The following is a 22,310-nucleotide window of genomic DNA, read 5'->3' on the forward strand; positions in this document are numbered from 1 at the left end:
TTTTGGAGTTTTTATTTAATGTAAAAAGATTTTTCTATAAAAATAAGAAATATTCAGTTTTTGGAAATTAGAATTTATACTAAAAATTTAATTCAATTTTAGTTCCGTTATTTTCCAATCGAATTTCAGTTTTATTACTTTTAGAAGGCGTTTGCGTTGGATACCAATTTCGATAGGGTTTTACAATAATCAGTAAACCTTCATCGTCTCCAATAGCTGCAAAATTATCGCTATTAAAGTTTTTAGTAAAAAAAGCAAGATCATAATCTTCTATCAATTGCTCTCCTAATTCCAGTGGATTTTCATCAACAACACCAATTTCGCTAATGTTTAATATTGATTTGGAACTGAATCCTTTTAATTGCAAATTATCGAGATCATGTCTGGCAATAAACTCTAATAAATTACCATTGTTATCATAAAAATAAACTGCATTGGCATTCCATGTTTCAAAATTGGCAATGATACGTTGATCTTCAATAATTAATAAATCAGTTTTGTTTTTGCACCATTCAATAGCTTCCTCAAGTTTGTTCTCAGGAATATTAAAAGCAAAATGATAGATAGAATTGAAATCAGGATTTTCGATAAACTTTAAAATCGAATTACCCGCTTTAATGGTGACGGATTGTGAAGTTTTGTCTATAATTGGCAGTTCCAGAATGTCCTTATAAAATGCAGTCGTTTCGGGAATATTGTTGGTTTGAATTTGAATATGTTCTAACTTCATGATCGTATTATTTAAAAGAAGCAAAGACTTCTTTTCGTTTCAAACAAATTTAAAAAATGCTTGTAATATTATGATTGATTGACGATTTTATACTTCAATGAAAGCATAAGGAATTACTATGAAAAAACGAATTGAATGCAATTAGTTTTTACACATAGTCCCGATGCTTTGGGCAATGTCATTAAATTAAGATATTTTAGATTGTGTTCCATCGGAACACCTCGCTGGTAAAAAAAAGAAATGCATTGTGAGAAACATCGTCCCATTGGGCATTGTCATTAAGTTAAGCTTTAAAAAATAAAATTATTGCAGATCAAATCCGTTTTTATCCGCGTTTTTACGAAGTAAATCTGTTTTATCCGCGTCAAAATTAGACGCTGATTTTACTGATTCGCTAAAGCGAAAACGCTGATAAAAACGGATTTTTCTAATTGTATATGTAATCTGTATCTGTTTTTACCAATATTATTTATAAAATCAAACGTTCCTATGGAACGTAAAAAAACACCGTATTTATTTAACTACCGATGAGATGTTCCGATGGAACAAAAAATAAAGAAATATGTATCTTAAATAATGGAATTAATTTATTTTCTAATAATCAAAATAAACAAAAAAGCCAATTCAGACGAATTGACTATTGATTCTTAATTTAGATTGTGTTCCATTCGGAACACCTCGCTGGTAAAAAAAGAAATCAATCGTGAGAAACATCGTCCCATTGGGCAATGTCATTAAGTTAAGCTTAAAAAAATAAAAGTATTGCAGATCAAATCCGTTTTTATCCGCGTTTTTACGAAGTAAATCTGTTTTATCCGCGTCAAAATTAGACGCTGATTTTACTGATTCGCTAAAGCGAAAACGCTGATAAAAACGGATTTTTCTAATTGAATATGTAATCTGTATCTGTTTTTACCAATATTATTTATAAAATCAAACGTTCCTATGGAACGTAAAAAAACACCGTATTTATTTAACTACCGATGAGATGTTCCGATGGAACAAAAAATAAAGAAATATGTATCTTAAATWATTTAAATTAATTTATTTTCTAATAATCAAAATAAACAAAAAATCCAATTCAGACGAATTGACTTTTGATTCTTAATAAGTAGCCGGTTTTCTAAGATTCTTTCCTGTTTTATTGTTCAAATCATCACCTAAATCTTCTCGGGCAGTTTCGGCAATTTTTTGAATTTGCTGTACAATTTCAGGATAAAGTAACTGAACGTCACGAACTTCTCCCGGATCATGCGATAAATCATAAAGCGCCAGCGGAACCTGCATTGTTGCGCCTTCGCCACGTAATCCATCTTTGCCTTGCAATTTTTGATTGTAAGTAGTTGATTTATGCGGAAAAACCAATTTCCAATGTTTATATCTAATAGCTTCAAGATTATTACTTCCAACGCCAAAATAATAATAAAAAGTATCTCTTGGTCCCGTTGTAGTTTTTCCGGTAAGAAGCGGTAAAAAGTTTAGACCGTCAATTTGGTTTTTTGGTAAAGAAGCTCCTGTGATTGCTGCAATAGTTGGTAATAAATCCATATTGGTCATAAGAGAACTGTTTACTGTTCCTGCTTTTATCTTTTCCGGCCAGCGAATCAGGAACGGAACTCTTGTACCGCCTTCCCAACTCGTAGATTTTCCCTCCCTAAATCCGCCCGAAGAACCTGCATTATCTCCAAACACTAACCACGGACCGTTATCGCTCGTTATAATGATTACCGTATTTTTAGTTAACCCTTCATTATCCAGAGTTTTTAATATTTCGCCAATAGACCAATCGAGTTCCATGATTACATCGCCAAAAAGTCCTAAATCACTTTTACCTTTAAACTTGTCTGAAACAGCCAATGGCGCGTGAGGCAAAGGATGAGTCAGATAGAGAAAAAAAGGCGCTTTTTTGTTCTTTTTTATAAAACCAATTGCTTTCTCAGTAAACATTGTCGTTAAATTCGAAGCCTCTTTAATGTTTTCAATCGTATCAATAATAGTGGTATTGCTGATTAAAGGAAGCGGAGGGAAGCTGGAACGCAGATCTTTAGCATCTGTTACCTTTGAGTAGCCATCATAATCAATTGGCCACACATCATGGGAATACGGAATACCAAAAAACTCATCAAATCCATAATTTGTGGGCCAATAAGGCAATACATTCCCCAAATGCCATTTGCCATAATTAGCGGTTTTATATCCTGCTTTTTTCAAAAGTGAAGCAATTGTTTCTTCGTTTGGATTCAAAGCGTGTTTGGCGCCAGGCAGCAATACACCCGACATTCCGATACGGTTTGGATAACAGCCTGTTAATAAAGCGGCTCTTGATGCAGTGCAAATGGCTTGTCCGGCATTAAAATTGGTAAAACGCATTCCTTCCTGCGCAATCTGATTAAAATGCGGAGTCGCAACGCCTGTCATTCCGTATGGTTCTGTATCTCCGTAACCCATATCATCCATGTTGATAATGACAATATTAGGTTTTGAATTTGTTTTATTTTGAGCTTTTAGACCTGAAATAATTGTAAAAAAGAATAAAATGAGCAAGACGAAACATCTTTTCATAATTTGTAGTTTTTGGATAGTACTTAGTAGCGTGGCTTTTATTTTAGTCAACTACAAATATATTCAAAAGATGAGTTTAATTTTTTTATAAAAGACGGTAAAGAAAGTTTTCCGGATAATTTTTTCAACACATAAATTCTGTTATATTTATATCATTGTGGAGACAAATTACCCTGTTTTATTGCATTATTAAAATGATTTCAATAAATATATAAATTAACTGTCACAAAAATAAAAAAGAAGAGTCCTTACCTGAAAACAAATATATTATGCTAAAACTATTTATTTCGTTCACTACAATATTGTCCTTTTCAATTTTAACGGCACAAGAACAGACAAAGACAGTAATGGAACCAAGTGCACAAATTGATCAGTATTTAGCTGAGGTTGTTGGTAAATATAATATGCCCGGAATTTCTGTCGCAGTTATTAAAAATGATAAAATAATCCACAGAAATAACTACGGAAAAGCAAATATTGAATACGATGTTCCAGTATCTGATAAATCTATTTTTAGAATTTATTCTTTAACAAAAACGATTATTGTTACGGGAGTTTTTCAATTAATTGAACAAAACAAATTGGGACTAGAAGATCCTATTTCGAAATACCTTCCGGATTTACCCGCAACATGGAATTCAGTACAAATAAAACATTTGGTTACGCATTCTTCCGGACTTCCGGATATTGTGAATTATGAACAATTACCCGAAAATGAAGCCAGAGAAAAAGTATTTGCAGATGCGATTCAATTTGGGAAAGGCGAGAAGTACGAATACAATCAAACTAATTTTTGGCTGCTTCAGAAAATTATCGAAACTGTAAGCAAGCAAAATATTGAAACATTTATAATTGAAAATCAGTTTGGAGATAAAACTGCTGCTAACGATGTTTTTTTCTCGACAGACTCAAGAGATATCTTTTTGAATAGAGTTACGCCGTACGATAATTTTTCTGGTAAAATACAAATCGGACTTTCGAATAATGGAAGTTACTTGAGTAGCTGCAATGGAATTAATATTACAATGGATGAATTTGTAAAATGGGATAGTAAATTAAACCGCAATAAACTGATTAGTGAGAAGTCTAAAAATAAAATGTGGGAGTTGTTTCAATTCTCAAAAACAGATCATAAATTTACTTTCGGCTGGGATGAACGCATTATAAACGGGCATGCATCGTATGGATTTTCCGGAGGAAGAAGAGCCGCTTATAGAAATTTCCCGAAAGATAATCTGAGTATTATATTCCTTGCAAATGGTATTGGCAGTGATGCTAATATCGAAGATATAGTAAATCATATTGCGTATCTTGTTGACAATGATATTATAGATTATGGTTTTGCTGCTTATGAAGCTCTAATGAAAACCGCACAGGAAAACGTTTCAGGTTTAAAAAACACTTTTACAACATTAAAAAAAGATCCAAAGTATTCAAATGTTAATTTTGAGGAACACCTCAATAGAATTGGATATATACTTTTGTATCAGTATAAAAAAGTCCCCGAAGCAGTTTCTGTCTTTAGTTTAAATGCCAAAGAATTCCCGAAATCAAGTAATGTTTATGATAGTTTGGGAGAAGCTTATGAAGTAAATAAGGATCTAAAAAATGCTTTGTTGAGCTATACAAAAGCAATGGAATTAAATACTGATGCTGGATACAAAGAGAAAATCAATAAGAAAATAATAGAGTTGAAGGAACTTTCAAAATAGAGCGAAACTAGGACTTAAATAGAACTTTCGAATAAAAGCCTATTTCAAATAAATGGAATAGGCTAAGATAATTGGTTTAACAGCAATTAAGCAATTGGTAAGGAACTGCAATATTCTTTTATCATTTGTCTGACACGTCTAAATTCTTCCAGAATTTGCTCCTCAGTTCCCATAGCTTTAGCCGGATCAGGAAAGTTTTGATGCAATTTTTCAGTCTTGGATGGAAAAAATGGACAGCGTTCTTTTGCATTGTCGCAAACAGTAATTACAAGGTCAAAATCGATGTTTTGATATTCGTCGATATGATTTGAGGTATGACTGGAAATATCAATTCCATCTTCTTTCATCGTTGCAATCGCTCTCGGGTTTACACCGTGAATCTCGATTCCGGCGCTATAAATTTGGGCTTTGGCATTAAAAAAATGTCTTAAATACCCTTCGGCAATTTGACTTCTGCAACTATTACCGGTGCAAAGTACCAGAATTTTCTTTTTCATAATTTTAAACGAATAACCATATTATATTGATGATGCAAAATTTTGGGTCGAAACCATAAATTAGCTGTAGTACAATAACAGATGTGGTAATGACAATTGGTTTTTTGTATTTAATTAACAGGTGGAACATGAAGAATCAAGATTTGAAAGGTTGTAATTTATACCGAATGGAACATTTTCTGCTACCATCGAAATTGGTTAGAATATTTCTCTGCCATCGACATTTTATTTATAATGGCACATTTCAATTCTTGATTCTCCAATATAATTAACAACAACCCGAATCTGGTGAGCAAGAGTTTCCTGAATCTGTATGTAATTGTGTGAAATTTATTTTCTGTTTTTCTGATGGAATGCCACAGGCATCTTGTGCTAAACAAGCCGTAGTTTTAGCTTTGAGAACAAAGTTTTTTCCGTTGAATTCTAAATCATATCTACCAATCGTGTCGCTTTGATATTCGACTTCGATATCTAAATTTTCAATTTTTAATTTTTCTTCAGATAGACTGATAATATGTAAAAGTTTGGCTGGTTTCAAGCGATGTTCGAAATCATCTGCGTTCCAAAGCTGAAAGTTTACCACTTTTTCGTGACGAATTACGCCGCCGCAATCGATAAAATCCTTAGTACTTATCCCAACTTCTGTAACGTGGAAATGTTCGGGAACAAAAGTTCCGTTTTCCAACTGAAATTCTACGTTTTCAAGAGTTGGAAGTATGCTTTTGATGTCTGATAGTTTCATTTTTTTTGTTTTATAGGTTTAATGCAATATTACGATATAGTTGATTAAAAAAATGCTTAGCAACATTTTTGAGTTTTAGTAACAGAGATGATATTGGAGAAATAACCTTTTAGAATATCAAAAGTTTCTTCATTAATACAATAACAAATCGCATTTCCTTCAATATTTCCCTTTATAAGTCCTGCATTTTTCAACTCTTTTAGATGTTGAGAAACGGTGGGTTGTGCCAGCGGTAATTCGTTTACAATATCACCACAAATACATTCGTTCACTTTTAAAAGATATTCAATAATAGCAATTCTCGCAGGATGTCCTAATGCTTTTGCAATAATTGCTATTTGATTTTGCTTATCGGTAAAATGTTCAGTTTTAGTCGCTCCCATTAGGTTTAATTTTAATATTGCAATATTACGATAATAATTTTAAAACAAAAAGATATTTAACGGAATTTTAAAGTCTATTTCAAATGAATGAAATAGGGCGGCAAGAATACCCGACTGAAATAGTATTGCAAACAGCAGGATTAAAGCCGTGTATTTAGTGGACTTTCTGAGTTTTTGCCTAATGCAACTCTGTTGCGATTTTTGATTTTTAAATTATAAATACATCATAATGAAACATTATTTAAAAAATAGTGAGACGAAAAGTTGCTTATATTCCTTTTTTAGAAATTACTATACAGCAATTGCAGCGTATGAAAATCAGAAGAACCATCAAAATATTTGTCCAGTACTTCTTCAAATATAGGTTCAGAATTTTGAATACTGGCAAATAGAGTCATGCAGGATTGCAGTTTTTCGTCATCAGGATTTCCAAATATATCTACGGCTGTTTTTTCATCTGTTTTGATTAATTCGGCTGTAATTTCAAGGAGATGTTTTCCAAGAATTGGATGTTCCAAAAAAGCAATTGCTTCGTCGGCATTTTTAATTTCGTAGAATTTTGAAGTATCGCACGAACCAAGTCCTTTTATCTGAGGAAAAATAAACCACATCCACGGAGATTCTTTTTTTCCTTTTTTAATTTCAGAAAGTGCCGCTAGGTATAACTTATTCTGTGCGTCTAAAAAACGTAGTAATTCTTTATTGTTGTAGGCCATTATTTGCTGATTTTATTTGGGGGCAATCAGGTCGTAAAACTACTGAAAATATGTTAAGTTGTACATTCACATTCCTTTTTTTACATCTATTTTTTTTAAATATATTAAGCGAATACGATCTGTAGTATTAATCGGAAATTTTTTTATTAGGCAAAGTCGCAAAATTTTGTTTCACGCAGATTTTAAAAAGATTTAAGTAGGGATATGCGCAAAGATTTATATAATAAATTTTAAAATTAAATTTGGAAAATCTGCGTTTAAAAGTATATTTCCGAAAATCATTCTAAGGTATTTCGCCACGAATTCCATGAACCTCCATAATAAAAATAAATAGGCTTAGATCTTTTTAAAATCTGCGTGAAACAAAAACTTTCAMATTAATATTCCTGTTAAGGAAGTTCGTTTTTGTTACAAATTGCAATAATCCATGGTATCCTTGTTATAATATTTTTATTTTTACGAATAGAGGATAATTATCGGCTTAGATAATAATTAAATTTTTGATTTGACATGAACTTTAAAAAAATGTCATTTCTGTTAACGAGCTTAGTGCTCAATAAAAAAAATAAATTATGAAAATAGGACTAATCGGATTCGGGAAAACTGGAAAATCAGTAGCATCGATACTACTGGAAAACAATAAATTTTGCCTGGAATGGGTTTTAAGACAAAGCACTGTTTTAGAACACAGATCGGTTCCGGAATTTTTTGGAGTTCAGTCAGACGAACCGGGATTAATTTACTCCAGCTCAAAAACTTCGATTGAAGAACTGCTGAACAAACATCCGGTTGATGTTATCATTGATTTTTCTTCGAATGAAGGCATTTATACTTATGGAGAAATTGCAGCTGAGCGAAAGGTTAAAATTATCTCGGCAATTTCTCATTATAAAGAAAAAGAACTGCAATTATTAAAGAAGTTGGCGAATAAAACGACTGTGTTTTGGTCGCCTAATATTACACTTGGAGTGAATTATTTACTTTTTGCAGCTAAATTTCTAAAGAAAATAGCTCCTTGGGTTGATATTGAAGTTAATGAAGAACATTTTAAAAAGAAACAGGGAACTTCAGGAACAGCGGTTAAAATTGCAGAAGCTTTAGATATTGATAAAAACAATATAAACTCCGTTAGGGCAGGAGGAATCGTCGGAAAACATGAGGTTATATTTGGATTTCCGTATCAAACGGTTCGATTAATTCACGAATCTATCTCGAGAGAAGCATTTGGAAACGGAGTTGTTTTTGTTGCCGAAAACTTAGAAAACAAACAAAAAGGATTGTATAATTTTGAAGATATTTTGACGCCTTATTTTACCGTGTAATTTTGCCACGAAGGCACTAAGGCGCAAAAAATTAATATTTAATCTCGCGAAGACGCGAAGGCGTAAAGTTTTTGTTTTTTGGATTTGAAATTTAGATTGTTTGTTCCCGATTGCTATCGGGATTGCGAGAAATTCTCGACGCTAATATTTTAAAACCATATTTATTTAACACATAGAAACAGAGCGAGTATGGGGCAAAAAGGCTTCAAAAAAAGAACTGCATTTCTCTTATAAAGAGCATTATGCTTATTTTTTTATTAATTGAAATGCCATTTTTTGAGTGTACAATATCAATGCTTCTATGTGTTAAAAATAAATATGTAATGTGTTATTTTTATTATTTTCTAAAAATCAGAGCTTTGGTATATTCTGCATTCATCTTTGCAATAGAAAGAATCGAAATACCTTGCGGACACTCGATTTCACAGGCTCTGGTGTCAGAGCAGTTTCCAAAACCTTCGGCATCCATTTGACTTACCATCGTTAAAACTCTTTTTGAAGCTTCTATTTTTCCTTGCGGAAGCAAAGCCAAATGCGTGATTTTTGCGCCCACAAATAAGGCAGCACTTGCATTTTTACAAGTTGCTACACAGGCTCCGCATCCTATACAAGCCGCAGCATCAAAGGAAGCTTCGGCAGTTTCATACGATATTGGAATACTATTTGCTTCCGGCGCCTGACCTGTTGAAGCACCAATAAAACCACCTGCTTCAATAATAGAATCAAAAGCTGATCTGTTAATTTTTAAATCTCTTAGAATAGGAAAAGCTTTTGCACGAAAAGGTTCAATATAAATAGTATCTCCATCTTTAAAACTTCTCATATGAAGCTGGCAAGTTGTAGTGTTTTTTAAAGGTCCGTGCGCTCTTCCATTAATCATAACGCCACATTGCCCACAAATTCCTTCCCTGCAATCATGATCAAATTCTATAACGCGTTCTTTTTTCTGAATTAAAGATTCGTTCAAAAGATCAAGCATTTCAAGAAAAGACATATGTTCAGAAACTTCATCTATTTCATAATCGGTCATTTGTCCTTTAGAAGAACTATTGAGTTGTCGCCATATTTTAAGATATAGTTTCATACCTAATTATTAATTATAAATTGTTAATTATGAATTGTTTGTATGTTTTAAAATTAGGTTTTATGGATTGTTAATTAATAATTTACAATTAACAATTATTTGTAACTTCTAACAGCAAGTTCAACAGATTCGAAGACAAGAGGTTCTTTATGCAATTCCGGTAATTGCTGTTTTCCTTTCCATTCCCATGCCGAAACATAACAGAAATCTTTATCATTTCGAACCGCTTCGCCATCTGCTGTTTGATATTCTTCCCGAAAGTGTGCCCCGCAGGATTCGTCTCGCTGTAAGGCATCGTGACACATTAATTCGGCCAATTCAATATAATCAGCAATTCGTCCGGCTTTTTCGAGTTCGCTGTTTACCATATCGTCTCCGGTAATGAGTAAATCTTTTTCGAAAGAATCTTTAAGTAATTTAATTTCATTTAAGGCTTCTTCCAGTTTTTCTTTACTTCTCGAAAGTCCGCATTTTTCATAAAGCAATCTTCCAATTTTTTTATGGAAATAATCTGTTGAAAGTGTTCCTTTACTATTTAAAAATGTATCTAATTGTGCTCTTACAGCTGTTTCGGCTTCATCAAAAGCAGGATGATTGACATCTGGTTTTGGAGTATTTAATTCGCCTGCGAGATAATTCGGAATAGTGTACGGTGCAATAAAATAGCCATCTACACACGCCTGAAGCAATGAATTTGCCCCTAATCTATTGGCGCCATGATCTGCAAAATTAGCTTCTCCTAAAGCAAATAATCCAGGAATTGTAGTCATTAATTCATAATCTACCCAAAGTCCGCCCATCGTAAAATGTGCTGAAGGTGAAATTAACATTGGTTCTTTATAAGCATTGATTCCGGTAATCTTCTCGTACATCGCAAACAGATTACTGTATTTGGCTTCGATTTTATCTTTTCCCTGAGCTTTTATAGCATCCGAAAAGTCGAGATAAATAGCATTTTTCATTGGCCCAACGCCATGTCCGGCATCGATTCTTTCTTTTGCGGCCCTTGACGAAATGTCTCTTGGCGCAAGATTTCCAAAAGAAGGATATTTACGCTCTAAATAATAATCGCGCTCTTCTTCCGGAATTACATTTGGATTTCGGTCGTCTTTAGCGGTTTTCGGAACCCAGATTCGTCCGTCATTACGCAAAGATTCCGACATTAAAGTCAGCTTGGATTGGTTTTCTCCGTGTTGCGGAAGTGAAGTAGGGTGAAACTGAATCCAGCTTACGCCCGCCATATATGCACCTTTTTTGTGTGCACGCCAAATCGCCGAACTATTACAGCCCATTGCCAATGTCGACAAATAATAGACTTTTCCGTAACCTCCGGAAGCCAATACTACAGCATCAGCAACGTGACGCTCGAGTTCTCCCGTTTCAAGATTTCGGGCAATAATACCTTTTGCTTTTCCGTCGATAACGACCAATTCCAGCATTTCATGTCGGGTATGCATCACTACTTTTCCTAGTGAAACCTGACGTAATAAAGCCTGATAAGCACCAAGCAATAGTTGTTGTCCTGTTTGCCCGCGGGCGTAGAATGTTCTCGAAACCTGAACACCTCCAAAGGAACGATTGTTAAGATATCCGGCATATTCTCTTGCAAAAGGAACGCCTTGTGCAACAGCATGATCGATTAAATGCGCAGAACATTCCGCCAGACGGTAAACATTAGCTTCACGCGATCTAAAATCACCACCTTTTATTGTGTCGTAAAACATTCTGAAAGTGCTGTCTCCGTCGTTTTTATAGTTTTTTGCAGCATTAACTCCGCCTTGAGCGGCAACTGAATGTGCTCTTCTGGGAGAATCCTGAAAACAAAATGATTTGATATTGTACCCTTGTTCTGCTAAAGATGCAGCACATGAAGCACCCGCAAGACCAGTGCCGACAACTATAATGTTTAGTTTTTTTCTATTAGCAGGATTTACAAGCTTAGCTTTAGCTTTATAATTATTCCATTTATCAGTAAGTGGACCTTCGGGTATTTTTGAATCTATCATTTTTGTTTTATTAAAATGAATTCATACACAAGTTTTAAAAAGAAACTTAGCTGTAAGGAGATCTAATTTACTATAAAAAAACGGTTTTTTGTAAAGAAAAAACTATTTTTTACTAATTTCAAGGGTCGATGAGAAGAATTATTACTTGATAAACTTTTCTACATTCGGAATTTTCTCTAATGCTTTTGTATTTTCTTCAAGAATTTTAGAAGCGGCTTCATTTATCTTAATGGCCGGAATCGCTTTCCATTTGTCTAAGTTTCTTTCGTAATCAGTATTAAATAGCTCTTTTGATAAATCCCTGATTACACAATAAGCTGCGATCGAATGTCCGTTTTCGCTATTGTAATTGCCATTATTGATGAAAAAATCCAATCTTTTGTAAAGTCCGTTTTTAGAATAAAGTGCAATTTCAGTGAGTTTTCCCCTGTATTCCAGATCTGCAGAACCAACACCTTTTAATTTCGGAAACAATTTATAATCTGCAAAATGCCTGCCTTCATGACCAATATAACTCACTCTAAAGGTTTCTGATTTTAAATCATAAGCTTTTTTTACACAAAATAAAGCTTCCTGAGTTGCCCATCCCGCAGGATAATAGCGTCCCAAAGTAGCGTATTCGCTCCAGCCCAAGGTTACAAAATCATCCATAAAATAGACTTTAACAGCCGTTTCCTTTCCGTCATAATTGAGTTTATAGACGGTATCTTTTTCTGTTTTCCAAACTAACAAATCATATAAAGCTCCGGTTTTTCCAAATCCGGTAGTATGATAACCTAAATCAGCGATGTATTTTTTCTGATAAACATTAATACTGTCTTCATTAAGAGTTAGATTTTTTGCAGGTKGAAAATGAGTTTTAAGAAAATTAGAAACATTTGTCATCATAAGCGTATCCGTTTTCTTTTCTTTATTTAAGAAAGAAAATCGCCAGTAATCTCTGTAAATTTTTAATAAACCGTCTATTTTTGATTTTCGCGTTTCCAGAAAATCACTTTTGTCTTCTTTGAACTTAAATCGGTTTTCAAAATTGGTTTTGAATTTTAAGTCCTTTACAGCTATTTTTTTAGTGGCATCAATTTCTAATAATGGCAAAGCCTGTCTTGGATTTCCGTCTAATGCAAGAGCGTAAATCTTAGTATAATCGAGTTTTATACTGTCATTTTGATTCGTTTGAGCATTTATTTTCGAAAATGAAGAGAAGTAGAGTAGAAGTAAAGCAACAAGTTTTAAGTTTCTCATAACAAAAAGATTAGATCAGTTTTATAATAGCTTTTTTATTATAGAGACTTATTTTTTGATTTTGTTACAGTTTTGTGGAGTATTTTATAAAATTATTTAATGCCCAATGATTTCTTTTCTGTGCAAAGTTCCCCATTCGTTTAATGCTCCAATGACATTGTATAAAGTGTGACTGTGCTCTGTTCTTGCATATTCGACAGTTGGAGGAAACGTATCATAAACAGTTCTGGTGACCAGTTTGTTTATCTCCAGATCTTTCAGTTCTTTCGAAAGCATTTTATCTGTAATTCCGTTTATATCTTTAGAAATCTCCTTAAATCGTTTTGGTCTATTCGATAAAGCAATCAAAATTGGCAACTTCCATCTGCCGCTCAAAACTTCGAGAGCATCTCTTACCGGTAATAATGCTGCAAGACACTCTTCTGGTCCGCCACAGGGCATCTCTTTTGTTATTTCGTTCTTTGTTTTCATATGCATTATGATTTATTTCAGGCAGATTTTGCAGATTTCAGCTGATTCGTGCAAATTGATTTAAAGATCTGCCAAAATCTTTAAAATCTGCGTGAAACTCTTATTTAGTTTTCATTTCAGACATTACTATCCTCAAGGATAGCGCTATCCTTGAGGATAGTACTATAAAAGAGATAGCAAATGTATATAAGTTTGTATCATAAACAAAATAATAGTAAAAATGAGCAAAAAGATTCTGAATATAGTAACAAGCATCAAAGGCGATGCTTCATTTAGTAACAAATTATCGAATGCTATTCTGGAGAAACTGGAAAAAGAATATACTAAAACCCAAGTGCAAACTTTTGATCTTTCTAAAACGCCTTTGCCTTATTTGAACGAATTGCAGCTTAATGCATTTTATACTCCCGAAGAAGCACATACAACAGCCCAGTTAGAATCAATTAAACTTTCTGATGAGGCTATACAAGATTTATTAGAAGCTGATATTATCGTTATTGGTGTTCCTATTTATAATTTTGGAATTCCAGCCTTATTAAAAGGATGGATCGATCAGGTTGCAAGAGCTGGTAAGACTTTTAGTTATGACGAAAATGGACCAAAAGGATTGATAACTGGTAAAAAAGTATATTTATCTGTTGCGTCGGGAGCTGTGTTTTCTGATGGTCCGTACAAAAGTTATGATTTTGCAGAACCTTATTTACGTGTAGTTTTAGGCTTTTTGGGAATTACAGATGTTACGACTTTTCGCGTAGAAGGAACTTCAATTCCTGATTTTGCCGAAAGTGCTTTACCAAATGCTTTGGCTGCTGTTGAAGAATATGCTTTTTAATTAAAATGAAATTACGATAGTTGGACATTGTCGTATGTAGTAAACCCGACATTCCCGATCCCGAAACTTCGGGACGGGATAAAACCTGTCGGGTTTGACGTAGAATATGATGAGGATTTGAAAATCGAAATCTTTTCACACAAAATACCCACAATCATTGTCATTTCGACCGGAGGGAGACCCGAGCGATAGCGAACAGACGAAGTAAATCACATAAAGTAGCTCGCCAACAGTGTGTCTTCCCGCGTTTGATTTACTATCGGTCGGGTCTCCTTTCGGTCGAAATGAAGATTGTGTTTAAACTTTGTGAAGATGGATTGAAATCCATCCCTACAATATGTTTTATTCCTTTGGAACTGCTTTAAAAATTCCTATGGAATAATTTATTTTGTGGCAATGCCTAATCCCGAAACTTCGGGACAGATTAATTCATTGAAACTTTTTACAAAATATTTAATTTAAAAAATATCTCGGAGAGATTATCTATTGGTAGAACATAAAGATACCCATCAATATTTGTCCTGTAGGGACTACACCGTCGTGTTTCCGGTTTATTACGGATATTGCTTCTTCGTCCTTAACCCATTTAATATAGCACAGCAAAAACGAGTTTTATATCATAGAAATCAGAATGATAAAAATGGATAAATCAATTTTAAAAATTAACTCTTGTCAAAGTTCTTTACAGTCTTGGTTGAAAACTTTGACAAAGATCGTTGTGTTTAGTAAACTGGTTTGAATATCGAATACTATAATTACTTCTCTATAATCATCGTAACACCTTGTCCTCCGGCGGCACAAATGGAGATTAATCCTTTTCCGGAACCTTTTTCGTTCAGTAATTTTGCCATAACGCCAATAATTCTTCCGCCTGTTGCGGCAAAAGGATGAGCTGCGGCAAGACTGCTTCCTTTCACATTTAGTTTTTCTCTGTCAATAGCGCCAAGAGGTTTTTTAAGTCCTATTTGAGTACTTAGTTCAGGGCTTTCCCAAATTTTCAGAGTAGCTAAAACCTGTGCGGCAAAAGCTTCGTGAATCTCATAATAATCAAAATCCTGTAAGGTCAAACCCGCTTTCTCGAGCATTCTGCTTACTGCAAATAACGGTGCTAATAAAAGGTTTTGTTGGTTTTTGACATATTCGATTGCTGCAATTTCGCCAAATGTTATATAAGCTAAAATTGGAAGTCCTTGTTCTTTTGCCCATTCTTCGGTGGCTAAAAGTACACAAGATGCACCATCAGTAAGCGGAGTTGAGTTTCCTGCCGTGAGAGTTCCGTTTACTTTATCGAAAGCAGGTTTTAGTTTTGCCAGTTTTTCCAAAGTGCTGTCTCTTCTGAGATTATTGTCTTTTTCAAGTCCGTTAAACGGAGTAATCATATCGTCAAAAAAGCCTTCATCATAGGCTTTTGCCATATTCAAATGACTTTTGAGCGCGAAGTTATCCTGATCTTCACGGGAAATTTGATAATGTTTGGCTGTAATTTCAGTATGACCGCCCATCGAAAGTCCGGTTTGGGATTCTTCGTTTTTAGGAACCAATGGTGATAGGTCTTTTGGACGTAGTTTCAAAAACAGCTTGATTTTTTCTCCTAATGATTTTGCCTGTCTGGCATTCAATAAAATCTTTCTAAGTTTTTCGCTTACCGCAATTGGCATATCGCTAATAGAGTCAACGCCGCCGGCAATTCCTGAATCTATTTGGCCCAACGCAATTTTGTTGGCGATATAAATGGCACTTTCTATTCCGGTATCACAGGCTTGTTGCAAATCACAGGCAGGAGTTGCGGGATCAAGAGAAGTTTTCATAACACATTCCCTGATCAAATTATTATCATAAGTATGTTTAATAACAGCACCGCCGGCAACTTCACCCAACAATTTGCCTTCTAGTTTGTATTTGCTGATGAGCCCGTTTAGTGCAGCTGTCATCATTTCTGTGTTTCCAACATTCGCGTAAGCGGTATTAGCTCTTGCAAATGGAATTCGATTGTAACCTACAATAGCTACTTTTCTAATTGTTTGGGTATTATTCATAATTATGAGGTTTGTTTTTTGAAAGACTTTTTTAAATTTTCCAGCTTAAAGATAAGTAGACTTATTTATAATTTGAGCTTTTGTATTCATATTGTTTTTTATTTCCGAATAATATTACAATTTATTTTTATTTAGAATAATTAAAAATAATCTTGTTTTAGAAAGATTTAGCAATTACTTTTGCCACGAAAATCAAAACCAATTAAAATGAATATAATGACCCTAAAAAAAGTTTTACTTTGTCTGGTGTTGCTAAGCTCACTATCAATGATGAGTCAAGAACTTGGAAAAGTAACCGGAAAAATTTCCCTAAACGGAAATGCACCTGCCGAAAATATTTCTGTTGTTCTTAAAGGAACAAAATACGTAGCTGTTACCAATGAACATGGACAATACGAGATTAAAAATGTTAAACCGGCTACCTATACAGTTATTATTAGAGCAGTAGGAATTCATAAAGTTGAAGATCAGATTGTTGTTACGGCAAAACAAACGACGATTAAAAACTTCACACTTTCTGAAAGTCAGGAAGATCTTGACGAAGTAGTGATTACAAAAAACAAATACAAACAAGATAAACCTTCGTTATCATTACGTTTGCAGACTCCGGTACTTGAAATTCCGCAAAACATTCAGATTGTGAGTGGTCAGACTTTAAAAGACCAACAAATTACAAGTATGAGTGATGGAGTGATCAGAAACGTGAGTGGAGCGGTACGTTTAGAGCACTGGGGAGATTTGTACACGAATATTACAATGCGTGGTTCTCAAATTCAGGCTTTTCGTAATGGTTTTAATGTGGTTTCTTCTTTCTGGGGACCTCTTACAGAAGATATGAGCTTTGTAGATCATATTGAATTTGTAAAAGGACCTGCAGGATTTATGCTTTCGAGCGGTGATCCAAGCGGACTTTATAATGTGGTTACTAAAAAACCAACCGGAATTACAAAAGGGGAAGTATCTGTATTAGGCGGAAGCTATGATTTTTACAGAGTAAGTATCGATCTTGACGGAAAATTAGATAAAAAAGGAAAATTATTATACAGATTCAACGGAGCTGCTCAAAATAAAGGTTCGCATCGTGCATTTGAACACAATAATCGTTATGTAATTGCTCCGGTAATTTCGTACCAAATTGATGACAAAACAAAAATTACAGCTGAATATAATTTTCAGTATGCAAACATGACAGAAGTTGGTTCTTATTATGTTTTTGGACCTAAATCAGAAGGTTATGCGACATTGCCTGTTGGATTTACAATGACACAACCGGGATTGCCGGATACTAATATTCAGGATCATAGCGGATATCTTATGTTTGAACATAAGTTTGATGACAATTGGAAATTGACGGCGCAAACTTCTTATTTTAAATACATTCAACAAGGATATAGTTCCTGGCCAGGAGTTGTAGGTCCAGGTCCGGTTGACAGAGATTTTAACGGAGTTCCTGAGGGTAATCTTGAAAAAGGAGAAATCATTAGAAACGTTGGTATTTGGGACGCAGAAAGTAATATGTATTTGGGTCAAATTTTTCTTAACGGAAAATTCACTACAGGATCAATAACTCACAAAGTATTAGGTGGAGTAGATTTGGGAAATAAAGATTATATGGCAGATTGGGGACAATCGCATGATCTTGATACCGTAGATAATCCGTTCAATGTTTATAATCCAAATTATGGAACTCCATCAAATGGTTTGCCTGCTTTTGATCATACAACACCGTTATCAGTAAGAGCAGGTGGTAAAATGAATTCTTCATACGCAGCCGGATATGTTCAGGACGAACTTGGTTTTTTCGAAAACAAATTGAGATTGACTCTTGCCGGAAGATATACCTGGATTAGTCAGACAAGCTGGGGAGAAACTCAGGCAGACAGTCATATCACGCCACGTGTTGGTGTTAGTTTCTCTGTAACGGATGATCTGGCAGTTTACGGATTGTATGATCAGGCTTTTTTACCGCAATCGGGTATAATTAAAAATGGAGACAAAGTAAAACCGCTAACCGGGAATAACATCGAATTTGGTATCAAAAAAGATTGGTTTGACGGGGCTTGGAATACTTCTGCATCAATTTATCGTATTGTAAAAGAAAACGAACTTACGGCTGATCCAACTAATGGACCAAACGATATTTATAAAATTGTTTTAGGAGAAAAAAGAGCTCAGGGTGTTGAATTTGACGTGAGAGGAAAATTGTTAGACGGTCTTAATCTTATTGCTAATTATGCTTTTACAGAATCTGTTGTAACGAGTTCGGCTATTTCGACTATAAGTGTTGGTTCAGTTGTTCCCGGATATGCAAAACATACTGCAAATGCATGGTTAAATTATAGCCTTCAAAGCGGTAAACTGAAAGGATTGGGCGCTTCTATTGGAGGTACTTTTCTTGCAGGCCGTCAAACGGATACCTGGAGCGCAGGAGCAGAGAAATTACCTAACTATTTCAAACTTGACGGAGGTTTATCTTATGAAACGGGAAAAATAAAAATTACGGCAAACGTATTTAATATCCTTGATAAATACCTTTACAGCGGATCTTATTACGAATGGCTTAATGCTTACTATTGGCAAACCGAAGCACCAAGAAATTTTAGGGTTGGTGTAACGTATAAATTCTAAGAACAATCTCTTTAGAATAACAAATGAAAAGCATCCGTTTCTGCGGATGCTTTTTTTTATGGTTTTGGCTCGCGGATTGTGCAGATTAAACAAGTTTTCGCAGATCCTTTTTTTGTATTAGAAAAATGTAGATATTTTTTTGCCCACGGATGACACGGATTTAAACTGGTTTTCGCTGGTTTTTTATTTTCACTTTTCGGATTGGGATAAGACGATAATTTTAAACAAAAAAATCTGTGTTAATTCGTTTAATCCGTACAATCCGTGGGCAAATTCGCCCAGTTTATCCGTTACGTATCAACGGAATCACTTTTGAACCTATAAGTTCAATAGCATTCATTAATTGCGTATGCGTAAGACCTGCATTATCCATCTGGAATGTAAATCTTGAGATTCCGCCAAGTGCTTCGCTGTGTTTTAAAATTTTCTCAGCAACACGTTCCGAACCTCCCACAATTAGAACACCAAGATCATCGATAAGTCCGTCAAATTTGGCTTTTGTAACAGGTGGCCAACCGCGCTCGAGTCCTAATTTTGTCCAGAGTTCAGCATAACCGGGATAATATTCTTCAATTGCTTTTTCGGTTGTAGTTCCAACAAAACCAGGTGAATGTATTCCTACTTTAAGTTCTTCGGGTTGGTATCCAGCGGCTTTTCCGGCTTCACGATACAAATCGATTAAAGGACGAAAACGATGTGTTTGTCCTCCAATAATAGCAACCATTAAAGGCAAACCAAGACTTCCTGCTCTTACGAAAGATTCCGGAGTTCCGCCAACACCAAGCCAAACCGGTAATTTTTCTTGTAATGTTCTGGGATAAACTGGAAGATTATTCAACGCAGGGCGAAATTTCCCCGACCACGTTACAAACTCATTATCTCTAATTTGTAGAAATAGCTCTAATTTCTCTTTAAAAAGCGCATCATAATCATTCAAATTATATCCGAAAAGGGGATAAGCTTCAATAGAAGATCCACGGCCAACGACGATTTCGGCCCTTCCTTTCGAAATTAAATCAAGCGTTGCGAAGCTTTGGTAAACACGCACAGGATCTGCAGCACTTAAAACCGAAACAGCACTGGATAAACGAATGCGACTTGTTTTTGCAGCAGCAGCACTTAAAATGACAACTGTAGCCGAATCTAAAAACTCTTTTTTATGATGTTCTCCAATTCCAAAAACGTCAAGTCCCGCCTGATCTGCCAGTTCAATTCTTTGCAGTAATTGTTCCATTGCATCAACACTGCTCAAAGTGTTATTGTCTCCGTACATTGCCGAAGCAAAACTGTCTATTCCTATTTCCATTTTTTTATATTTTAGCATTAGAACACTTTCATTAAGTTGAGTTTTTTGACTAGCCTCCAGCTTTAACCCAATGTCATTAAGTTAAGTTTTTTGATTATATTTTTTATCTCAAAGTGTATTTTTGAATAGCCTCCAGCTTTAGCTGGAGTTTATATAAAATTAATCTGAATGGCTTTAGCTAAAAATGTACGATTTAACTAAAGCCTTCTTATTGTGCGTATTAAACACCTAAAGCTAAAGCTCAATGTCATTAAATTAGGGAAAAATCCAATGGAACAATTTGTTTTTGTTCCATCGGAACATTTCATTGGTAGCCCAATAAATATGGCGTTTTTTCACGTTCCGTAGGAACGTTTGATTTTATAAATAATAATTGGTAAAAACATGTACGGATTACATATACAATTTCTCAAACGTCCCAATGGGACGATGTTTCTCTCAATGCATTTTTTTTCTACCAATGAGTTGTTCCGATGGAACAAAATCTAAAATATCTTAACTTAATGACATTAAAGTTATAGGCAATAGGCTCTAAGCTTTTTCAAAAAGCCTACAGCGTACATAAAGCCTATAGCATTATCAATGTGAAAAACCAAAAGAAACACTAATCAAAATGATCAGAATTACAATTAGTGTAATGACCACATAAAGATAATCTTTTTCTAAAAGGAACGAAAACAAAGAAAGCAGCACACGAAAAACAGGCGTTAGAAACAGTAGAATGATTCCGACGAAAATTAAAGATTCGCCATTTCCCTGAATAGCACCCTTATAAATAGCTGAAATTACTTCGAATATATTGCGGTCATTTTCATGAAAGACAGAATAATCTTCAATATCTGAACTGTGTCCTAATAAATAAACAATTCCGCCAATGAAAGCAACTGACAATGAAGTCCAGACACCGTAACGCAGTAAATTTCCAATTATAGTCTGAAAATCTTTCTCTCCAAATTTTTCGTTTTGCATAACCTTAGATTTTTCCATTAAGTCCATTATAAATCATATTTACTGCAAGTACAAAAATCAGGCAGGCAAAAAATATTCGTAGTTTTTTAGGGTTTGTTCTCACTAATACTTTGGCTCCCGCCATAGCTCCAAACAAAACACCAATGACAACAGGCATACAAATTCCGGGTTCGATATACCCTTTCTGGATATAGATTACAGAACTAGCCATTGCTGTAACGCCCATCATAAAATTGCTGGTTGTAGTAGAAACTTTAAACGGAATTCTCATGATATTATCCATCGCAATCACTTTGAAAGCGCCTGAACCAATCCCTAATAATCCCGACATCATTCCGGCGATTCCCATCATGCCAAAACCTCCAACTACATTTTTGGTTCCGTAACTTACGACTTCGCCATCATGCGTGGGATAAGTTCCGTCCAATCTTAGTTTTTTGGCCAATGGACTGGATTCTAAAACAATATGTTCTTCTTTTTTTCGAAGAGAATTTATAGCTGAGAAAATTAAAGTAAGTCCAAATAGTACTGCTATAAAGGATGTTGGCGCAATTGTAGAAAGTAAGGCTCCGCAAACGGCTCCAATTGTTGTTGCGATTTCGAGAAAGATTCCTAAACGCATATTGGTGATTCCTTCTTTGACATATGCCGAAGCTGAACCTGAGGATGTTGCAATTACAGAAACCAAAGCGGCCCCAATTGCATAATGGATATCGACACCAAGAATAACTGTTAAAAGTGGAATAATTATGATTCCACCACCTAAACCTGATAATGAACCAATAAAACCTGCTAAAAAAGCACCAAGAATCATAATCAGCGTAAATGTAAGTACAGTCATTCGGATAAATTTTGTTTGGTGCTAATTTACGAATAGAAATTTGGTAGAAGGATATTTGAGGGCTTAAAAAAACCTTAAAAAGAAAATGGTAACTATATCAGATAGTTAGGTTTAGTAACTTTTGATAGAATTTAGTTTATTTGTTTTAAATCAGAAAAGCCAAGTTTCACTTCAGGAATTGGTTTCTATAATTTTTTGTACACTATTAATAAAGGTTTCAGTGTTTTTAAC

18 protein-coding genes are annotated in these 22,310 nt (G+C 34.5%); 4 read left to right on the forward strand and 14 right to left on the reverse strand.

The window, feature by feature from the left end; translation table 11 throughout:
* Positions 1–79 precede the first annotated feature (79 nt).
* Entirely contained in the window at positions 80–730 is a 651-nt protein-coding gene (locus EAH81_RS00705; RefSeq protein ID WP_140502499.1) for a VOC family protein, read from the reverse strand.
* Positions 731–1,834: 1,104 nt separating this feature from the next.
* Positions 1,835–3,292 carry a sulfatase gene (locus EAH81_RS00710; RefSeq protein ID WP_140502502.1) on the reverse strand — a complete coding sequence of 486 codons (1,458 nt, stop codon included), beginning with the start codon at positions 3,290–3,292 and terminating at the stop codon, positions 1,835–1,837.
* 269 nt (positions 3,293–3,561) lie between these two features.
* Here EAH81_RS00710 and EAH81_RS00715 point away from each other — a divergent pair, with 269 nt between their 5' ends.
* Positions 3,562–5,004 carry a serine hydrolase domain-containing protein gene (locus EAH81_RS00715; RefSeq protein WP_140502504.1) on the forward strand — a complete coding sequence of 481 codons (1,443 nt, stop codon included), beginning with the start codon at positions 3,562–3,564 and terminating at the stop codon, positions 5,002–5,004.
* 86 nt (positions 5,005–5,090) lie between these two features.
* Here the strand turns inward: EAH81_RS00715 and EAH81_RS00720 are convergent, their stop codons facing one another.
* The 4 genes from EAH81_RS00720 to EAH81_RS00735 form a co-directional block, all read right to left on the reverse strand.
* Positions 5,091–5,501, reverse strand: a complete 411-nt coding sequence (locus tag EAH81_RS00720) for an arsenate reductase ArsC (protein WP_140502507.1) — start codon at positions 5,499–5,501, stop codon at positions 5,091–5,093.
* Between the two features lie 268 nt (positions 5,502–5,769).
* Positions 5,770–6,243, reverse strand: a complete 474-nt coding sequence (locus EAH81_RS00725; protein WP_140502509.1) for a DUF6428 family protein — start codon at positions 6,241–6,243, stop codon at positions 5,770–5,772.
* A gap of 56 nt (positions 6,244–6,299) precedes the next feature.
* Complete coding sequence (locus EAH81_RS00730; protein ID WP_140502512.1) at positions 6,300–6,626, reverse strand: ArsR/SmtB family transcription factor; 327 nt, start codon at positions 6,624–6,626, stop codon at positions 6,300–6,302.
* 281 nt (positions 6,627–6,907) lie between these two features.
* Positions 6,908–7,342 carry a DUF1810 domain-containing protein gene (locus EAH81_RS00735; protein WP_140502516.1) on the reverse strand — a complete coding sequence of 145 codons (435 nt, stop codon included), beginning with the start codon at positions 7,340–7,342 and terminating at the stop codon, positions 6,908–6,910.
* 572 nt (positions 7,343–7,914) lie between these two features.
* On the opposite strand from EAH81_RS00735, the gene EAH81_RS00740 reads away from it, so the two are divergent.
* A complete protein-coding gene (locus tag EAH81_RS00740; RefSeq protein ID WP_140502521.1) occupies positions 7,915–8,664 on the forward strand; it encodes a 4-hydroxy-tetrahydrodipicolinate reductase in 750 nt (249 codons plus the stop codon).
* A gap of 337 nt (positions 8,665–9,001) precedes the next feature.
* On the opposite strand, the gene EAH81_RS00745 is transcribed toward EAH81_RS00740, so the two are convergent.
* The 4 genes from EAH81_RS00745 to EAH81_RS00760 all read right to left on the reverse strand — a co-directional run bounded on the left by EAH81_RS00745 (position 9,002) and on the right by EAH81_RS00760 (position 13,467).
* Positions 9,002–9,748, reverse strand: coding sequence for a succinate dehydrogenase/fumarate reductase iron-sulfur subunit (locus EAH81_RS00745; protein ID WP_140502525.1), 747 nt, complete (start codon positions 9,746–9,748; stop codon positions 9,002–9,004).
* A gap of 95 nt (positions 9,749–9,843) precedes the next feature.
* On the reverse strand, positions 9,844–11,754 hold the full coding sequence (locus tag EAH81_RS00750) for a fumarate reductase/succinate dehydrogenase flavoprotein subunit (RefSeq protein WP_140502528.1): 1,911 nt from the start codon (positions 11,752–11,754) through the stop codon (positions 9,844–9,846).
* Between the two features lie 141 nt (positions 11,755–11,895).
* Positions 11,896–12,996: a hypothetical protein gene (locus tag EAH81_RS00755; protein WP_140502531.1), complete on the reverse strand. Its 1,101-nt coding sequence runs from the start codon at positions 12,994–12,996 to the stop codon at positions 11,896–11,898.
* A gap of 96 nt (positions 12,997–13,092) precedes the next feature.
* The gene (locus EAH81_RS00760) at positions 13,093–13,467 is read right to left on the reverse strand and encodes a winged helix-turn-helix transcriptional regulator (RefSeq protein ID WP_140502534.1); all 375 of its coding nucleotides are present in this window, start codon (positions 13,465–13,467) and stop codon (positions 13,093–13,095) included.
* Between the two features lie 220 nt (positions 13,468–13,687).
* On the opposite strand from EAH81_RS00760, the gene EAH81_RS00765 reads away from it, so the two are divergent.
* On the forward strand, positions 13,688–14,299 hold the full coding sequence (locus EAH81_RS00765) for an FMN-dependent NADH-azoreductase (protein WP_140502537.1): 612 nt from the start codon (positions 13,688–13,690) through the stop codon (positions 14,297–14,299).
* A gap of 755 nt (positions 14,300–15,054) precedes the next feature.
* Here EAH81_RS00765 and EAH81_RS00770 read toward each other — a convergent pair.
* Complete coding sequence (locus tag EAH81_RS00770; RefSeq protein ID WP_140502541.1) at positions 15,055–16,335, reverse strand: acetyl-CoA C-acetyltransferase; 1,281 nt, start codon at positions 16,333–16,335, stop codon at positions 15,055–15,057.
* 216 nt (positions 16,336–16,551) lie between these two features.
* On the opposite strand from EAH81_RS00770, the gene EAH81_RS00775 reads away from it, so the two are divergent.
* Positions 16,552–18,963 carry a TonB-dependent receptor gene (locus tag EAH81_RS00775; RefSeq protein WP_241676480.1) on the forward strand — a complete coding sequence of 804 codons (2,412 nt, stop codon included), beginning with the start codon at positions 16,552–16,554 and terminating at the stop codon, positions 18,961–18,963.
* A 283-nt stretch (positions 18,964–19,246) separates the two neighbouring features.
* Here EAH81_RS00775 and EAH81_RS00780 read toward each other — a convergent pair whose 3' ends face one another.
* The 3 genes from EAH81_RS00780 to EAH81_RS00790 form a co-directional block, all read right to left on the reverse strand.
* Positions 19,247–20,269: an LLM class flavin-dependent oxidoreductase gene (locus EAH81_RS00780; protein ID WP_140502548.1), complete on the reverse strand. Its 1,023-nt coding sequence runs from the start codon at positions 20,267–20,269 to the stop codon at positions 19,247–19,249.
* 579 nt (positions 20,270–20,848) lie between these two features.
* Positions 20,849–21,238 carry a DUF1634 domain-containing protein gene (locus tag EAH81_RS00785; protein ID WP_241676481.1) on the reverse strand — a complete coding sequence of 130 codons (390 nt, stop codon included), beginning with the start codon at positions 21,236–21,238 and terminating at the stop codon, positions 20,849–20,851.
* 4 nt (positions 21,239–21,242) lie between these two features.
* Positions 21,243–22,079, reverse strand: a complete 837-nt coding sequence (locus tag EAH81_RS00790) for a sulfite exporter TauE/SafE family protein (protein ID WP_140502554.1) — start codon at positions 22,077–22,079, stop codon at positions 21,243–21,245.
* Positions 22,080–22,310: the final 231 nt, after the last annotated feature.

Origin of the sequence: Flavobacterium pectinovorum (assembly GCF_006438875.1) — a bacterium.
Classification (GTDB): domain Bacteria; phylum Bacteroidota; class Bacteroidia; order Flavobacteriales; family Flavobacteriaceae; genus Flavobacterium; species Flavobacterium pectinovorum_A.

Bases quoted from the DNA above. Each gene is read 5' to 3' on its own strand.
- EAH81_RS00705 (WP_140502499.1), bottom strand. From the start codon at position 730: ATGAAGTTAGAACATATTCAAATTCAAACCAACAATATTCCCGAAACG.
- EAH81_RS00710 (WP_140502502.1), bottom strand. From the start codon at position 3,292: ATGAAAAGATGTTTCGTCTTGCTCATTTTATTCTTTTTTACAATTATT.
- EAH81_RS00715 (WP_140502504.1), top strand. From the start codon at position 3,562: ATGCTAAAACTATTTATTTCGTTCACTACAATATTGTCCTTTTCAATT.
- EAH81_RS00720 (WP_140502507.1), bottom strand. From the start codon at position 5,501: ATGAAAAAGAAAATTCTGGTACTTTGCACCGGTAATAGTTGCAGAAGT.
- EAH81_RS00725 (WP_140502509.1), bottom strand. From the start codon at position 6,243: ATGAAACTATCAGACATCAAAAGCATACTTCCAACTCTTGAAAACGTA.
- EAH81_RS00730 (WP_140502512.1), bottom strand. From the start codon at position 6,626: ATGGGAGCGACTAAAACTGAACATTTTACCGATAAGCAAAATCAAATA.
- EAH81_RS00735 (WP_140502516.1), bottom strand. From the start codon at position 7,342: ATGGCCTACAACAATAAAGAATTACTACGTTTTTTAGACGCACAGAAT.
- EAH81_RS00740 (WP_140502521.1), top strand. From the start codon at position 7,915: ATGAAAATAGGACTAATCGGATTCGGGAAAACTGGAAAATCAGTAGCA.
- EAH81_RS00745 (WP_140502525.1), bottom strand. From the start codon at position 9,748: ATGAAACTATATCTTAAAATATGGCGACAACTCAATAGTTCTTCTAAA.
- EAH81_RS00750 (WP_140502528.1), bottom strand. From the start codon at position 11,754: ATGATAGATTCAAAAATACCCGAAGGTCCACTTACTGATAAATGGAAT.
- EAH81_RS00760 (WP_140502534.1), bottom strand. From the start codon at position 13,467: ATGAAAACAAAGAACGAAATAACAAAAGAGATGCCCTGTGGCGGACCA.
- EAH81_RS00765 (WP_140502537.1), top strand. From the start codon at position 13,688: ATGAGCAAAAAGATTCTGAATATAGTAACAAGCATCAAAGGCGATGCT.
- EAH81_RS00770 (WP_140502541.1), bottom strand. From the start codon at position 16,335: ATGAATAATACCCAAACAATTAGAAAAGTAGCTATTGTAGGTTACAAT.
- EAH81_RS00775 (WP_241676480.1), top strand. From the start codon at position 16,552: ATGACCCTAAAAAAAGTTTTACTTTGTCTGGTGTTGCTAAGCTCACTA.
- EAH81_RS00780 (WP_140502548.1), bottom strand. From the start codon at position 20,269: ATGGAAATAGGAATAGACAGTTTTGCTTCGGCAATGTACGGAGACAAT.
- EAH81_RS00785 (WP_241676481.1), bottom strand. From the start codon at position 21,238: ATGCAAAACGAAAAATTTGGAGAGAAAGATTTTCAGACTATAATTGGA.
- EAH81_RS00790 (WP_140502554.1), bottom strand. From the start codon at position 22,079: ATGACTGTACTTACATTTACGCTGATTATGATTCTTGGTGCTTTTTTA.